Here is a 15247-nt window from a genome sequence, read left to right as displayed (position 1 = left end):
GCCGTGAGCGCCTACCTGCGCGCCCAGGCATACCGCGACCAGCCCCGTCCCGCCCCCGACTCCCCTCCCCCACCGGTCATTTCGCCCCTCGACTCGCCCATCGACCAACCGGACATCACACCGACCTCACCACCCCCCGCCCCCAAAGCCGCCCCGGCGAACCCTTTCCTCAGGTTCCTGCTGCGACTGCGCGGCGACCGGCCGGCGGCGGCGCGCCGCACCGGCGACGCGGGGCCGTGCGCCCCGCCGCGGACCTGACCGACACCGCACCGGCGGGCCCGGGACGGGGCGGCTCACCTCCCTGTCCCGGACCCGCCGCGTAGCGAGACAGTCCCTTTCGTCAAAAAATTTTTTCCCGCACGCCAAACGTCGAGGACAGCGCCTTTACTTGGCCGCCGACGTTATCCAAACGCCCTGCCGGAACGGTGTCTCAGCTGGCCCCCAAACCCCAACGGGCGTTGCCATATGGGTGCTTGTGGGAGTGTTCCGCTCGTACACTGGAAGAATGAAGGCAATGATCGCATGGTGGGATCTCAGCACATCGCAGCAGAATGCCGAGACGCTGCGTGATTTTCTTCGGGAAGAGGCCCAGCAGTCCTGGTCGGACATCCCCGGCCTGGTGCTGAAATTCTGGGTGTCCGACCCGGAACGGCACCGCTGGGGAGCGGTGATGATCTGGGAGTCCGAGGAGGCCGCGGCCAGGGCGGTCCTGCCCCGCAGCGCCGGCGAGGTCATAGGTCATCCACTCGATTACCGCGAGTGGTTCGACATCGAGGCGACCGTCGAAGGAGCCCACGGCCTGCCTTCTCTCAACGGCCTCGGAACGGCGCTCGCCCCCCAGCTCGAGCGGGAACTGGAAAACCACTGATTCCTGGGCCGGAACCGTGGCCTTACGCCCTTGGTCCTAGTTCTGCCAAGCGGCGCAAAAACAAGGGACGTTCCGCAGCCCGCGTTGGGAACCCCGTAACTCCCGCCCCACCCTCGGCGACGACCGCTATCAGGATCGGGATCAGTCGCAGCACCGGCCTGGCGAAAACCGGCCACTGATTCCGCAGAACCGGATACCCGCCGCCGACGGTTACTCCACCCAGCCGTCGAGGACGAGGATCCGGCGCATCCGGTGGCGCCGGCCTCTCTCTTGCCGACGACGCACGACGGGCAAGCCAGGCCGTGCGGAAGGACGATGCACCGGGTCCGGCACCTTCGGGACGGTCACCCCTCAGCACGCGCTGAACTCCGGCCAGGAACCCTCACGGCTCCTCACCGACATGGTGGCGGTGGCGCTGCGGACGATCCGGCACCCGTCCTGGGCTGGGTGGACGTGCCCCACGACGTGCCCCACGACGTCCCCCACGGCGAGTCCGCCCGAGGTGGCGGCGGTACGTCGTGGCGCAACCGGGCGGAGGCCGAGGCCGTCCGCGAGACCGTGGACACGCTCCTCGCGGGGCTGCCCGAAGATGCCACCGTCGGAGTCGTGACCCCGTTCACAGCCCAGAAGAACGCGCTGGCGGGCGTCTGGGCGGGCGAGGACAGGGTCCGCGTCGGCACGGTGCACCTTCCAGGGAGGGCGGCGCGACATCATGGCCCTGAGCCCGGTGGCCACGGTCAACACACCTGCCCGCACCTCACATTGGGTGGCGAGCCAGCTCGACTTCGCGGCGGGCGGGCAAGAACACCGCCGTTCTCATCGACCCCGGCGCGCCTTTCCGGCGAGGACCCGGCACGGCACCTGCGGCTGACACACGCCCGTGGCGACTGCTCATCGGCCTGCCCTCCGGTGGCTCCGGGGCGAAGCCCGCTCCGGTGGGACGGGTCGTCCGGTTGCCGGCGTGGCGGATCCTGGCGGAAGGCCGGGCACTTGACCTGCTGACGGGCTGAGGCACCGGCGCCGGCCCGGCCCGCCGCCGGATTCGCCGGACCTCACCGACTCTCCGCTGGGGAAGACTCTGCGCGTCGCGCGCCGCCAGCGGTTCGCGGTCAGGTCCGGACGCAGCGCCGCCAGGCCCCCGCAGTATTTGGTGAAGACGGCCGGCCGAAGCCCCTGGGCGTGCAGCATCCGGTCGGTGTCGCTGAGCCGGCCGGCCGTCTTCGTCTCGACCAGCACGAGACCGGGGTCGCACCGCACGATGCGGCCTGTGTCCGGCTCGACGCACGACAGCCCCGCGTCACAGGTGACGCGCTGACCGGCGGCGACCAGCGTCGCACGCGTGTAGTCGGTACGGAGGGAGGGTTTCAGCCCGTCGGGAGTGCCGAGGCCGCAGGAGTGCCGCAGGGTATCGGCGAGGAACCTCCCGCACTCCCCCTCCAGCACACGTTCCGAACCGGCCAGGCGGCGCCGGTGTTTGACCGTACTGCCCCGCCGTCCCTTCACCTTGATCTCGAACTGCCGCTCCCCCGAGTCCTCGTAGACCCGCTCCCGGATCTTGAAGCGGACCCGGCGGCCCTGCCGGTGGTCGTGGAACGAGCGCAGCCCGGGAGTGTCGTAGTAGACGGACCGATAGCGGAACACACGCCGTCCGCCGATCTCCAGGGCACGGAAAGGGCCTCCGGGACAGCCGGGGGCGGTGAGCTGTTCCGCGATCCTCAGGAACGTCTCCGTGGGCACGAGATAGCTGCGGTCGAACCGGACAAGCAGCTCGGATCGTTCATTGAGCGCGGCGAGGGTGACGGGAGCGGCGGCTCCGACGGCTCCGGTGAGCGCTTCCAGCGCAGAGGTGCTCACACCGGCTCCCCGACGGGCTCCATACGCCGACCCCGCCCGGCCTCGGCGGCGGCCGGCCGGAGCCGTCCGCCCTCCACCCGGTGTTCGCGGTAGCGCACATCCACGACCATCAGGTCGCGTACGTAATCCACCTCCGTGACCGTCCAGTCGAGCGGCTCCCCCAGGCGCAGGGCGAGGTCGGCGCGCAGCGCCGCGGGACAGGCGTGCACGGTGTCGAGCGTGACGAGGACGCGACGCGAACGGGCCGGCAGGAGCGGGCTGTCGGCGACCCAGATGACCGTCAGCGCCCCCGCAGCCAGCGCGGCCTTGACGGCCAACGCCACATGCGGCAGCCCGCAGACGAGCCCCAGAACCAGCGTCGTGAAGTAGTACGCCACCTCCTCGTGCTGCACCGCGTCCGACCGCAACCGCACGATGGACAGCACCCCGAAGAGCCCGAACCCGAGCGCCGCGCCCCCGTCCCCCACCTCCCCGAGAGCGGCGACGACGGCGAACAGCCCGAAGTTCAGCGCCAGATAGGCCGGCACGAGATCGCGACGGCGGTGGCGCGGATAGTAGATGCCGAAGGTCAGCAGACAGACGGCGACGAGATCGAGCGCCGAGTGGGCGGCGATGCCCCGCAGAGCGTCCATGACGCGACTCCCCCTTGTGTCGAACGTGCGTCGAGTTGAACACAGAGAGTAACCGCATGTCCGCTCCCGCGTGCGGCCCTGTGGAGAAACAGTTCTCCACAGGAACCTGTCGCCGGGAACCGCCCGTCGCGGCACGTCCGCGACGTACCGGCGGCCCTGCCGACACGCGCCGGCAGGGCCCTGTCGCCGTGCCGGGCCGTTCCCGGCACGGCGGCGGATCAGCGGGTCAGTGGTCGGAGTAGCTCAGATCGCCCATGCTCCACGCGCTGACGTCCTCGATGGCGACGCGGTACATCCCGCCCGTCTCCGGGATGCCCATCGCGCCCTGGAGAATGCGGGCGACGTGGAAGTGCAGGTGCGTGGGCGGCCCGTTCCTCTTCGCGGGGGCGTCGAAGACGGCGGAGAACTCGCCCAGATCGGCGGAGTCCTTCAGCACCTCCGACACCCTCTGCCGCCACATGGCTTCGGGCGCGAGCCGACCGGTGATGACAGCACCACCGGTGACCACGGTCAGGGACATCTGATTGCTCTGTCCGGACTCCACGCGTGCGGCGATGGCAACGATCAGCTCATCAGGCTTCGGCATGGAATCGGATTCTATGCGCTGGCCCGACGGGCGGCCCGGGCCTCACGACGCCGCACGGCCCCTCGTGCGCAGTGGGAGACCCGAAGGTCAGGCGTCCTTCGCCACCCGCTTCAGGATCGCCACGCACTCCACATGGTGCGTCATCGCAAAAACGTCAACGGAAAACATGTCAAAGAAAACCACAGGTCAGCGGCTTACATGACGCAAATCGGGCGCAAGATCAATGTGCATTGCGGGCGCTATGGGCGCTACGTGCGCACTTTCGACGCACGCCCACCGACCCAGAGGGGTCCTGAGGTCGCCACCGCCGGAGATCTCGCCTTATGACATTTGAAATGCCATACTCGGGCCATGGCTGACGACGACACCGACTTCCCTCCCGGCGACGGCCCCACCAGCGGCATCTCGGTCTCCCTGACCGCCGGCACCCTGCAGGCGATCCGTGAGCGGGTCGGCAAGCGGGGTGTGTCCGCGTACCTGGAGAGGGCCGCCCAGCGGCAGATCGAGCGCGACAACCTGGACGAGCTGATCGCCGACTTCGACAAGACCCACGGCCCCGCCGACCCGGAGGCCGTGGCTGCCAAGCGGGTCAAGCTCACCGGTGGCACCTCCTCCGATGCCGGGGCAGCCGCGTGAGCGGCGCGCTCATCCTGGACAGCGAGGGTCTGGCCAAGGCTGTACAGCGCGACCGCGAGGTCCACGAATGGCTCACCGCCGCCCGCGCCGCCGACCTTCCGGTGATCACGTCCGCCGCGGTCCTCGTCGAGGTGATCCACCCCCGGATCAACGACGCCGCCCTGAAGTGGACGCTGTCCCGGCTGCGGGTCGAGCCGGTCACCCAGGCCCTCGCCCAGTCCGCCGGCGGTCTGCTGCGCACGACCGGGCTGCACGGCCACAAGTACGCCATCGACGCCATGCTCTGCGCTACCGCCCTCGCCCAGCCCGGCCGCGTCACGATCCTGACATCCGACGTCGAGGACATCACCATCCTCACCGCTGACCACCCACGCGTGACCGCCGAGAAGGTCTGACTCCTTCCTCCACGGACCCGTCCTGCTCGCCGCCACCATCCTGGGCGCAAGGGGACCGGTCACGATCGTCACCTCGGCCCCCAAGGACACATCGGCTCTCCGTGGGGGCCAGCACCGCCGGGATGTGCTGCTGTCCCACTACGACCAGTGGGTGAAGGAAGCCTCACCCACCCACGAACGCCTCGACACGCTCACGCACGAGGAAACCGATCTCTACGGAAGCCTCAAGGGAGGCGCCTTCGGCCACGACGTCCGGCTCGAACAGGAACGCGTACGTTTCCGCCTTGTCGAAGCGGCCCTCAGGCACAGCAACGTTCCCCTGGTCACCGAAACCGGCTCCACCGTCCCGGGTACAGATCCCGGCTGGTCCCCGCCGGCTTGTCGAGCCCCGCCCTCGCCGCCGCACCACGCGAGCCCACGCGGCGTGCCTCGGAGCGATCGCAACACAGCCGGCAGCAACTCCTGTGACCGCGAATCCGATCAACCATCAACGGCTTCATGGAGACCGCCCCCTCTGGGCTGTACGCACCGCGGCGGTCACTCATGGGCAGAATCCGCAAGCTGGTTGGCCAAGACCGTTCTTCCCCACGGCCACGTAGGCGCCGCTTCTACGCTGGCCGTCATGTGCGAAGTCGAATACCGGAGCAGCGGCGTTCCGTTGGAGGAGTATGAACTCACCCGCAGGGACCACAGCCGTCAGAAGCAGGGCGAGGAGATCAGCGAGTGGGCTCGGCGTCAGGTCGAGGAGGACGACGCCCAATGCCGGGCAGACCCGGCGAGGGCAGAGCGTCGCCACCAGGCGTTCGAGAATGTCGCGAAGCTGATGCAGTCTTTCAAGAAGGCCGACCACGAGATCATGCGGTGGCGTGTCCGGCTGTACTGCGGCCACATCATCGAAACGGAGGCGCACTACACGTACACCGACCCCCTCTCCGCCGGGTCATACGGCAGGCGATGCTCTGAGTGCGGGGAAGACCGCCAAACGATCGTGGCCTTCGAACCCATCGGACTCCGCGGCGAGCCACCGGAAGCAACAGAACCCCTACCTCCGCCGCCGAAGAAGAAGCTGACACGAGCCGAACTCGAACGACGTGTTAAGACGCTGGAGAAGGAGAACGAACGCTTGCGCGCGAAGTTCAGTAGCTGAAGGTCCCGACCGAAGCCACTGGGCTGACTCACCAGCAGGTCACGGAGGCCGAGCTGGCGGCAACGGTGTAGACGCCGCCCGCGCGGGCATAGACACGGTGCACGTCACCCCCGCTCGTTCGAGCGAATTGTTTCGAACCACCCGTCGCTGACGAACGGAAATGACAACATGCCGCCGTCGTACGTCAACCTCGAGTCAAAGGCGGCCCATTGGAACGGCAGGTCAATGAGCGGCAGCTCTCGGTGCTGCAGTGGGTGGAAGACGGGTGCCCTGCCGGCGTTTGGAAGACCAGCTCCTACAAAACCACCTGTCAGGCACTGCAGAACCGGGGCCTGGTCACGGTCTCCCGGAAGGGCGGGCAGTGGAGCGTCGCCCTGACGAGCGCCGGCCAGCACTATCTGGCGCACGGCACGTACCCTCCCCGCGGGTCTCGCCCGCGGAAGCCTCAGGCCGCTGCTCCGCAACCCCCGTCCGCTCGGGCGCAGGAAGCCCCGGCCGCCGGGCGGAAGCCAAGCCCTCCATCACAGCCTCGCGTGACGTTCACGGAGCAGCTGTTGCGGGAGCTCGCGGAGGCCGACGGTCGGATCGTCAAGAGCGGCAGCGGTCCGGACCTGGAGAAGTGGCCGTCCCGCGTCGCCGCGGCACGCAGGTCCGGAAGGATCCCGGAGACGAAGGAGCTGTACGGGGGCTGGTGCCGTGGCGGGTACGAAATCAAACTGGTCGACATCCCCGCCTGGCGCCTCGCCGTCCTCGCACCCGTCCCCGTTCCCTCTCGGCTCACGCGGCCTCACGCCGTGGTCCGGGCCATGCAGAACGAACCCCAGCCGCTGGGCCTGACCAAGCCCGTCCAAGGACGTGCCCTCCGGCTCATCCAGGCGCTGATCACCGCCACCGAGGCCGAAGGACACTCCAGCTCGGCAGGACAGACCGGCTCCGCACCTCCGTCTCATCGCCGCCGCAGAGCAACTCCTCACTTCACCATCACCGCACAGGGCCAGACTGTGGGGTTCCTCGTCCTCCAGGAGCAGGATCGGACCGAGCACGTCGCCACCGAGGAGGAACTCGCCGAGGCCAAGAAGAACTCCTGGATCAGGATCCCCCGCTTCGACTACACCCCGTCCGAACGGCTCCGCTTCGTCCTCAGCGGTGGCCAACCGCACCGGGCGAGTGAATGGGCCGACACCCCCGGCCGCGCCCTCGAAGACCAGCTCGCCGAGATCGCCCACGAGGTCACCCTCCGCGGCGAAGCCGCCGAACGCAGACGCCAGGACGAGATCGAAGCGGCACGCCAGAAGCGCATCCGCTGGGAAACCGCCATGGAAGAAGCCCGCATCCAGTACGCGGAGGCGTACCGCGTCCAGCACCTCGAAGCGCAGGAAAGAGCGTGGCGTCACGCAGCGGGCTTGGCCGAGTACATCAGCGCGCTCCGCCTCCACGCAGAGACTCTACCGACCGGACCGACCAGGGACGACGTCGAGACATGGATCGCATGGGCAGAGAGCCACGTGCAACACCTGAACCCCTTCAACCGTTCACCGTTGCTGCCTGCAGTCCCTGAGCCCCGCCTCGAGGATCTCAAGCCATTCTTGAGCGGCTGGAGCGCGTACGACCCCACCTACTGAGCACCCGCACCGCCAGACGTCCGGCCCGCCACAGCACGGCGGGAGCGCATCTGCCACCGCAACCAGCGGCGCCGGAACCCCGGCCGCCTCCCTTCAAGTTCCCGCAAAGACATTCCTCGGGAGCACGTCTCCCAACCAGCATGACCTGCGCGATCAGCCAGCTAATGCCCCATCAGAACCAGCGTCAAATGAGCGCCATTTCAGCGTGTGACGTGGCCTTCCACTCCCCTCAGGGTCACGGCGATCCCATTCAGGCTGATGCCCTCCTCGCTCTGCAGATCCCACACAGGGCCGGCGAGCCCACTCAGACGATGGACCTGGTCATGCGAGATCGCGCACGGAGGGCGGCAGGACCGGGCGGTAGTTGGGATCGGCGTGGGAGCGGCGGACACGGCGGGCACGCAGCCGCAGCCCACCAGAGGCCAGTGCGGGTACGGGAGCGGGCGGACGGCGGGCTCCGAAGGCGCGGCGTAGTGGCTCGTCGAGGAGTGCGTCGGCGGCAGCGCGGATCACAGGGCCGAGGACGGCTGGAAAACGGTTGACGAGGATACCCCGGGTGGCGGCCCACAGCTCAGCTGCCTCAGGAGTGGGCGTGAAGTGCTCCTGCTCATAGCGGTCCATCCAGGCCGCGAACTCGCCCCATGTCGGCGGGACTGTGTGAATTCCCATCCGGTCAGCGAGGCCGAGGTAAAAGACGTGGGAGGCGTCTTTCTCCGCTGCGGTCGCGGGCCTCCACGCGTAGGTGTCACACCAGCGCATCGGGGCGACGTCGAAGCAGGCCAGGACGTATAGGAACGCGTCGTTCCCGATCCGCCACCGGCTGTGGATACGGTTGAGGGCGGCCACGGTCTGCGCGCCCTGCCCGCTGTCCAGTCCGTCACGGAACAGCAGGTACATCATCTGGCCGGTCATCTTGGCGCGGAGCTCCGTCTGCTCCGTCATCCGCCTGGTGGAAACCAGGACCTTGGCGATCTCGGGCACGGCGAAGGTCCGGTAGAAGCCGATATTGAGGCCGAGCGCGAGGTCCTCGCTGAACTCGGTGAAAGCGAGACCCCGGTAGACGTCCTCCGCCCACGACAAGGTTGTGTGCGCGTCGGAAACAGGTTTCACTTCGTGTCCCTTTCTTTGTGTGGCCCCTGGTCACGCGGTCTCGGCCAGGACTTGGGCCACGAATGGCCCCTGGAGGTGTCGGGAGACCAGGACGAGGTGGCGACGCTCGTCCCCCGGGGCGACGTCCGCACCGGGTGTGTGCTCGCAGTGCCGGGCCGGGCGTTGTCGAGCTCGTAGGGCGCGTACGCCGCCGGCGAAGGCCGCGGCTGCGATCGCGGCCTCCCGTTCCTGCGGTTCCAGGCTGTCGTGTTCTGCTGCGCGGCGGTGGGCGACCTCGACGACGTCAGCCGGTACCCATGGGCGCAGGGCGAGCTGCCCGTCGCGAATCTCTCGGGTGCGGCGGGTGATGCGCCACTCAAGGTCCCGGGTGGCCAGCCATTCCGCCCACGGCCGCAGCGGGTCGCCCAGCGCCAAGCGCCCGTCGACCTGCATAGCTGTCATCCACAGTGGGTGCAAGGCACGGTAGTCGGCGCGCCGCTGGCGCCAGGTGGCGACTGCGGCGCCTGCCCAACCAGAGGCGAGGACAAGGCAACCAATACAGCCCGAGAGGGGACCGACGATCGAACCCAGCCAGTCCAAGGCGTGGTGGCCCGCTGCCGCGTCGGCGACTGCGACGATTTTGCTGAGGCAGTAGCCGCCGATCAGTGTGCACCCGATGGCCAGGTGCCGCAGGCTCCGGCGTAGCTGGTCATGAGCGGCCAGCTCAGCGGCGCGTTTCCAGGAGGTCCGGCCCAGCTGCCAGAGCGCCCAGGCGAATCCCGCCTGATAGATCAGCAGGAAGGCAAGGACCGGAGGCCGGTCTGCGTAGGTGGTGTCCAACGCCAGCGAACTGTCCATGCCTGGGTGGAAGACCGCGAACAGAATCGTCATGACGGTGATGACCGAGCCATACACCCACACGACTTTGCGTCGCACCTCGGAGCGCACCGTGTCGTAGGGGACAGCCCATGCTTGGCGGCTGTCCGGGAAACCGGAGGGCGGTGACCAGAGCAATACGAGTGTGATCGCACCGGCACTGAATAGCATTCTTCCGACGTAGACGATCAGCAGGCTGAGAAAGCTGATCCCGGACTCCCGATTGATCACGTCCGTGATTACGGGTGCTGAGCATAAAAAGGAGACGGCCGAGACCAGCGCGGTTATTCCCATCACCAATAGTGCCGGAACAGATTGCCGTCGCCAGGCCCGTATTTTGAAAGCAGTCAGAACGAACAGCAGGGCACTGAGGGTCAGGTAGGCGAAATTTGCGACGAGCTCATACATGGCGACTCCGGCGGTGCTCCAGCGAAGTAACTACCATGGCACTCGACGACTCGGCGGGAGCAAGGTTGAGTTGCTGCCATATCAGGGTGCCGAGTACTTCAGCCTGCTCCTCAGCCGGATCAGCGTAATGGGAGCGGCCCAAGACCAGGCGAGCCACCTCTGGGTCCAAGGCATCAAGTTCGGGAATGTGAGCGAGCAGAAGATGGGCGATCTCATGGCAGATGATGTGTGCTTGATGGGCCTCACTGGTGTGCCGCGGGTAATAGATCCGGTCCTCGGTCAGATGCTGCTCGAACTGCCCAGATCGCTGCCCGGGCGCCATCTCCCTGGCGATGAGTACGATCGGACGTCCTCGCTGCGCACCAAGCCGTTCGCACAACTCCTGCACCGTGGAGTACGAAGGGAGGTCCGCCCTCTCCAACAGGGCCCGGCACTTGCGCCGTGCGCGTCGTAAGCCCACGAGAGCGTCCTCCTGTCCTTCGGGCAGCCGCCAGCGGATTGCCGCATGGCCCAGGGGCATACCTGCCGCACTCATGGGCGTCCTCCTGTCTGGCAAGCCTGAGGGCTCTTCGTGACTGGCCGGCAGAGTGTGCACGAAGACGCGTGGGCAGCGGGTGCCCGCGATGCCCAAGACCGCCGGGTCACCCAACCGCACGTCGCTTTCCCTTCGCCAACCGTCGGCACGTGATGATTTGAGTGCCGATCGGCTGCACGCTCACGTGCGTCCAGCCTCGCCGTCTCCGCCCAAGCCGGTGGCCTTTCGAAGCTGGTCGATGACAGCACGCACCGGGCCCCTCATCGTCGGCGGCAGTTCCGCAGCCCCCTCGGCGATCTGCCGCACCTCGTCGTCATCGAGGAGCGCAGCGTCCTCGGCTTCCACCGAGTGCCCGGCGGCCCGGTACTCGACCCGCTGAGCCCTGCCGGCCCGGTGATTCTCGATCATCCTCAGATTGCGTTCGACGGACCGCACCGCAGGATGGTCAGGGGCGTTGAGGAAGTAGTCCGTCGACACCCCGAACAGCTTGGCCAAGCGTCCGGCATTGGCCAGGCTTGGCACGGACTGCCCCTTGCGGAGCTTCCCGACGTACTGGTTGGACAGACCGGTGCGCTTCGCAATCTCGGTGTCCATGTAGGGCCGCCCCAGCGCCGCGGGATATACCACGTCGATCAGGCGCCTGAGCCGCTGAGCGAACAGAGCCGCGTCCTGCTCCCCCAGCGGGGGCGGCGGTGCCGACGCGTCCGGCTTTGGAGTGGACATGGTCGGCATCCTAACCCAGGCACCACAGGACGAGTACCCCCCAACCGCCCCTGGATACACGATAGTTGATATCGGCAGCGACGATTCACGTCAGTGAGCTGCGACTTTCAGGGAACACTCCCCAATCGATTGACACAGCCGGGCGGGGTTCGGAAGATCAGGCCCTTGAGGGCGACGCTCACCCGCGGGTGCAGCCCTCGCAACCGAAGGAAGCGTCGCGTCGTGCGCAAGCCCAGCGGTCGCCCGACTCCCGAACTCCTCTCGCCCTGAACCGGGGAGACATGAGCGCTACCCGGCTGAGCACTCCAACCTGCCATCCTTAGCCAGACATTCTGCACCCTTTGCGCCACCCGCGCGGTCGTCGCAACACGCCTGCGCGCCATCTGAAAGAAGTCCCGCCTACGGGCTCAGGCCGCGTTGAACTGAGCTGGGCTTCATGAATTCAGGATTGAGAATCATGGCGGAATACGGCAGCACGTTCAGTACAGTAGAACCCGTTCCGATACCCATCGCCAACCGTGCAGGGGGAATTCGGCAGGTCGAGTCCGTCGACTTCAGATATCAAGGAAGTGTCGCCGCCTACATCGACGTCAAAGTATGTACTCTGAGGCATCAACTCGTCGACATCGTAATGGAATACGAGAAGGACTGGTGTCAACTCCCGCCCCTACCCCGACGATGCGGAGCCTCCGAAGCCGATAGAGCCGTTCCCCAACCCCATCGGCACACCAAGCCGGCCTCGATCGTTCGGCCCCACCCCGCAGTCACAAGGGACACCCTTCGGGGATACCGCGGGCCCCGTCTGACTACACATATATGGCTGAAGCAGTGGGGGTTGCATTGTCGCGCGCCACTGGGAGGTGAGTCGACCTTCAGCATCGGGCGGGAGCCTGCCAGCATGACAGTAGACAGGGAAGACACTCCGGCGTTCTCCGATCTCTTCCCCTCCTCGGCGGCCCCGGGCGTCGACGAGGAGGAGGAGTCTGGAGGCGCCTCCTTGGTTTTCCAGAGCCATGGGGAACTCTTCAACATGATCCTGAATGTGGCCCTGGCGCGCAGGGGATATCACCGCGCAGAGGCTGCATGGCACAGGAGAAGGGCATAGCCGGTGTTTGTCGCACTCTCGGTGCTGATCTTCGCGCTGGCACGGCGGTTCCGCCGACTGCGCCACAAGGCCGAAGTAACGGATGAGCCTAATGGACCGCCCGGAGACAAACCGCCTCGTGAACACGCAGGGTGAGCAGGCAGGCGAACCAATCAGAAGTGTAGTGGACGGAACCGCCTCCTCGAGGCGGATATCAAGGTCGGCAATGGAGGGCCGTGGCGCTGCTTGGGCAGCGTCAAGATCGTAACTTTCAAGCCTGAGATGCCGAGGCACTCTCAGGCGGCGTCAGCACCTACGTCCACTCATCACTTACTGAGCCATGCGACTGTGTCCAGCGACTCGAGGAACAACACCTGCACCTTGCCCCGAAATGACCGGAGCTACTGGTCGACTCTATGCGCGTCATAAACGGAGGACTTGAATGAAGTACAGGGTATTAGGACCATTAGACGTCACATCGGGAACGCATGACGTCACTCCCACGGCACCCAAGCTGCGTGAAATACTCGCACTGCTCGTGGTTCAGCAAGGGACCGTCACGATCTCGAACCTTATCGACGAGTTATGGGGACAAGCCCCACCAGTCAGCGCGCAGTCCACCCTGCAGACATACATCTATAAACTTCGGAAGTCGCTTGAAGGCAAGGGGCTGGGCGACGGGAGCGTTCTCGTTACCCGCCCGAACGGATACACCCTCCAGGTCCCGGACGACGACATTGACGTACACCTATTCGAAAAGGCCGTGCAAGACGCCCGCAAAGCAATCGTCGACACTCCGCACGAGGCACTCGAACGCCTTCAACACGCGCTCTCGCTGTGGCGCGGGCCGGCACTCGCGGATGTGACCACAGGGGAACTCCTCACCACGCACGCGACCCGGCTCGAAGCCAACCACCTGAGTGCCATCGAGCTCAAGATCGAGGCCGATCTGAAACTCGGCAACCACCGGACGGTCGTTGCGGAGCTGACCAGTCTGGCCGCTTCGCATCCCCTGCATGAGAACTTTCACTCCTTGCTCATGCTCGCCCTGCACCGGTCGGGACGCCGGTCCGAGGCGCTGCAGGTCTACAACCAGCTGCGGAACAAGTTGGTCGAAGAACTCGGGCTGGAGCCCTCACAGCAGCTCCAGAAGGTCCAGCAGGCCGTGCTCGTCGGCGATCCGTACCTTGGACTCCCCGGCGAGACCATATTCGCCGCCCCGGCACCAATGCCGGATCCACGTGCCGCGGCCAGGGTCACGCTGCACCAGGCCGTCCAGCCGGCCCAGCTGCCGCCGGATCCCGGGCCTTTGGTCGGGCGGGAGGTCCTGATCGACGCCGCCATTCGTGCGGTGCACGCGGACCACGGAGGCGGGAACGGTATCGGCGTGTTGCTGTTCACCGGGATGCCCGGGGTCGGCAAGAGTGCCGTGGCAGCCCGTACCGCGCATTCCCTCAGAGGGCGTTACTGCGACGGCCAGTTCTACGCGGACCTGGGCGGCTCCCAACCCAGGCCAATCGGCCCCGACGACATATTGACCGGGTTTCTGCGCGCGGCGGGAATTCCCGGGCCCTTTCCACGTGACCTCGGCGAGAAGAGCAGCCTCTTCCGGTCGTGGGTAGCCGAGCGGGAAGTGCTAGTGGTCCTGGACGACGCCCTGACACACTCCCAGGTACTCCCATTACTACCGGGCGCTCCCCACTCAACGACCATCGTTGCCAGCCGGGTCAGGCTCTATAACCTGCCCAATTCATTCACTCTCGACGTAACGCCACTCAGCAGCGATGAGAGCCTTCAACTCCTGTCCAGGGTCGCAGGTCACGAAAGGATCGACGCGGAGCAGAAAGCCGCAGCGGAGGTCGCCGAAATGTGTGGCCACCTCCCGCTCGCATTGCGGTGTGCCGGCGCCCGGCTCGCAGCGCTTCACGACCTGCCCGTCAGTCGATTTGCCGAGCAGCTGTACAGTGACAGGAGTCGGCTGGACCAGCTCCAGTCGTCGGAACTCGATATCCGGAGTCGTTACCTGGTCGCATACAACCGGCTGGGACCTCATGAGAGGACGGTGCTCCGGTTACTGACTCTGCTCCGTCAGCGGGAGTTCACCGCGGGGACAATCACCGGCCTTCTCGGCTGTGCCGAGGCATTGGCGGACGTGGCGCTATCCAATCTGGTGGAGCACCACTTCCTGTACACGAAGCAGAAAAGCGGCAAGGACGGTGCGGTCTACGCGTTCCACGAGCTGAGCCGTATCTTCGCCCGGGAACGCATGGAATCGGAACTGGACTGCGCACCCGCCACGGCGTCGCTCGTCGAGGCGTCATAGCCAGCCGGCCGCACGAGTTTCGGGGGACGAGGCTGAGTCCGCGGGACTCAGCCCGTCGACTTCTCCTCCGATTCGCAGTCGACGCAGCAGCGGCGCAGTGATCATCGTGGTCACAAGTGTCATCACCACCAACATCGCGAACAGCCGGGGCGGTATCAGGCCAAGCTGCAGACCGACGTCGAGGACCACAAGTTCGGTCAGTCCCCGGCAGCTCATCATCACACCCAGCTGGGTTGCCCGACGTCGGTCAACACCGAGCAGTTGGGCAGGCAGCGATGTGCCGATCAGCTTGCCCACCATCGCGAGGACGACGAGCAGTGCGCACAGCAGCCAGTCAGAGCCCCCTTCCATCAGGCCAATGTTGGTCCGCAGCCCCACCGTCGCGAAGAACATGGGGAGCAGCAGCCACGACACCACGGCATCCGTACGGTCGGCGATACCGGTCACCTCCGGAAGTCGGGGCATGACC

General features: G+C 66.6%; 16 protein-coding genes and 1 pseudogene. 9 read left to right on the top strand and 8 right to left on the bottom strand.

Features of this window, described 5'->3' with window-relative positions:
- Nucleotides 1-505 precede the first annotated feature (505 nt).
- Nucleotides 506-868 (top strand): hypothetical protein, encoded by a 363-nt coding sequence (locus AC230_RS00900; protein ID WP_049713997.1) that lies wholly within the window; start codon nt 506-508, stop codon nt 866-868.
- A 315-nt stretch (nt 869-1183) separates the two neighbouring features.
- Complete coding sequence (locus AC230_RS33290; protein WP_338399780.1) at nt 1184-1870, top strand: AAA domain-containing protein; 687 nt, start codon at nt 1184-1186, stop codon at nt 1868-1870.
- On the opposite strand, the gene AC230_RS00890 is transcribed toward AC230_RS33290, so the two are convergent.
- From AC230_RS00890 to AC230_RS00880, 3 genes are all read right to left on the bottom strand, one after another.
- Nucleotides 1760-2722, bottom strand: coding sequence for a VTC domain-containing protein (locus AC230_RS00890; protein WP_107082028.1), 963 nt, complete (start codon nt 2720-2722; stop codon nt 1760-1762). The genes AC230_RS33290 and AC230_RS00890 overlap by 111 nt on opposite strands.
- A complete protein-coding gene (locus AC230_RS00885; protein ID WP_078870848.1) occupies nt 2719-3354 on the bottom strand; it encodes a DUF4956 domain-containing protein in 636 nt (211 codons plus the stop codon). The genes AC230_RS00890 and AC230_RS00885 overlap by 4 nt, the downstream gene beginning before the upstream one ends.
- Before the next feature lie 226 nt (nt 3355-3580).
- Nucleotides 3581-3940 (bottom strand): hypothetical protein, encoded by a 360-nt coding sequence (locus tag AC230_RS00880; RefSeq protein ID WP_049713995.1) that lies wholly within the window; start codon nt 3938-3940, stop codon nt 3581-3583.
- A gap of 351 nt (nt 3941-4291) precedes the next feature.
- On the opposite strand from AC230_RS00880, the gene AC230_RS00875 reads away from it, so the two are divergent.
- The 5 genes and pseudogenes from AC230_RS00875 to AC230_RS33275 all read left to right on the top strand — a co-directional run bounded on the left by AC230_RS00875 (nt 4292) and on the right by AC230_RS33275 (nt 7740).
- Nucleotides 4292-4576 carry a hypothetical protein gene (locus AC230_RS00875; RefSeq protein ID WP_049713994.1) on the top strand — a complete coding sequence of 95 codons (285 nt, stop codon included), beginning with the start codon at nt 4292-4294 and terminating at the stop codon, nt 4574-4576.
- On the top strand, nt 4573-4971 hold the full coding sequence (locus tag AC230_RS00870; RefSeq protein ID WP_049713993.1) for a PIN domain-containing protein: 399 nt from the start codon (nt 4573-4575) through the stop codon (nt 4969-4971). Before AC230_RS00875 ends, AC230_RS00870 begins: the two co-directional genes overlap by 4 nt.
- A 124-nt stretch (nt 4972-5095) precedes the next feature.
- Nucleotides 5096-5212: pseudogene (locus tag AC230_RS34595) on the top strand (hypothetical protein); the annotation flags it as partial.
- 381 nt (nt 5213-5593) lie between these two features.
- Nucleotides 5594-6118 (top strand): hypothetical protein, encoded by a 525-nt coding sequence (locus AC230_RS33280; protein ID WP_241833026.1) that lies wholly within the window; start codon nt 5594-5596, stop codon nt 6116-6118.
- Between the two features lie 533 nt (nt 6119-6651).
- Nucleotides 6652-7740, top strand: a complete 1089-nt coding sequence (locus AC230_RS33275) for a hypothetical protein (protein WP_241833025.1) — start codon at nt 6652-6654, stop codon at nt 7738-7740.
- 321 nt (nt 7741-8061) lie between these two features.
- Here the strand turns inward: AC230_RS33275 and AC230_RS00855 are convergent, their stop codons facing one another.
- The 4 genes from AC230_RS00855 to AC230_RS00840 form a co-directional block, all read right to left on the bottom strand.
- Nucleotides 8062-8850, bottom strand: a complete 789-nt coding sequence (locus AC230_RS00855; RefSeq protein ID WP_107082027.1) for an oxygenase MpaB family protein — start codon at nt 8848-8850, stop codon at nt 8062-8064.
- A 30-nt stretch (nt 8851-8880) separates the two neighbouring features.
- The gene (locus AC230_RS00850) at nt 8881-10113 is read right to left on the bottom strand and encodes an MAB_1171c family putative transporter (RefSeq protein ID WP_049713991.1); all 1233 of its coding nucleotides are present in this window, start codon (nt 10111-10113) and stop codon (nt 8881-8883) included.
- Nucleotides 10106-10648, bottom strand: coding sequence for an ImmA/IrrE family metallo-endopeptidase (locus AC230_RS32335; RefSeq protein WP_157868469.1), 543 nt, complete (start codon nt 10646-10648; stop codon nt 10106-10108). Before AC230_RS32335 ends, AC230_RS00850 begins: the two co-directional genes overlap by 8 nt.
- 180 nt (nt 10649-10828) lie before the next feature.
- Nucleotides 10829-11371, bottom strand: coding sequence for a helix-turn-helix domain-containing protein (locus AC230_RS00840; protein ID WP_078870990.1), 543 nt, complete (start codon nt 11369-11371; stop codon nt 10829-10831).
- A gap of 898 nt (nt 11372-12269) precedes the next feature.
- On the opposite strand from AC230_RS00840, the gene AC230_RS00835 reads away from it, so the two are divergent.
- Nucleotides 12270-12476 carry a hypothetical protein gene (locus AC230_RS00835; protein WP_049713988.1) on the top strand — a complete coding sequence of 69 codons (207 nt, stop codon included), beginning with the start codon at nt 12270-12272 and terminating at the stop codon, nt 12474-12476.
- A gap of 421 nt (nt 12477-12897) precedes the next feature.
- The gene (locus tag AC230_RS00830) at nt 12898-14778 is read left to right on the top strand and encodes an AfsR/SARP family transcriptional regulator (RefSeq protein ID WP_078870846.1); all 1881 of its coding nucleotides are present in this window, start codon (nt 12898-12900) and stop codon (nt 14776-14778) included.
- Here the strand turns inward: AC230_RS00830 and AC230_RS00825 are convergent.
- Nucleotides 14773-15247, bottom strand: a 475-nt coding sequence (locus AC230_RS00825) for a cation:proton antiporter (RefSeq protein WP_049713986.1), incomplete at its 5' end; no start/stop codon positions are given. The genes AC230_RS00830 and AC230_RS00825 overlap by 6 nt on opposite strands.

This window comes from Streptomyces caatingaensis (assembly GCF_001187435.1).
GTDB lineage: Bacteria > Actinomycetota > Actinomycetes > Streptomycetales > Streptomycetaceae > Streptomyces > Streptomyces caatingaensis.
The sequence above is the reverse complement of the archived record's forward strand: the minus strand, read 5'-3'. Positions and strand labels throughout refer to the sequence as shown.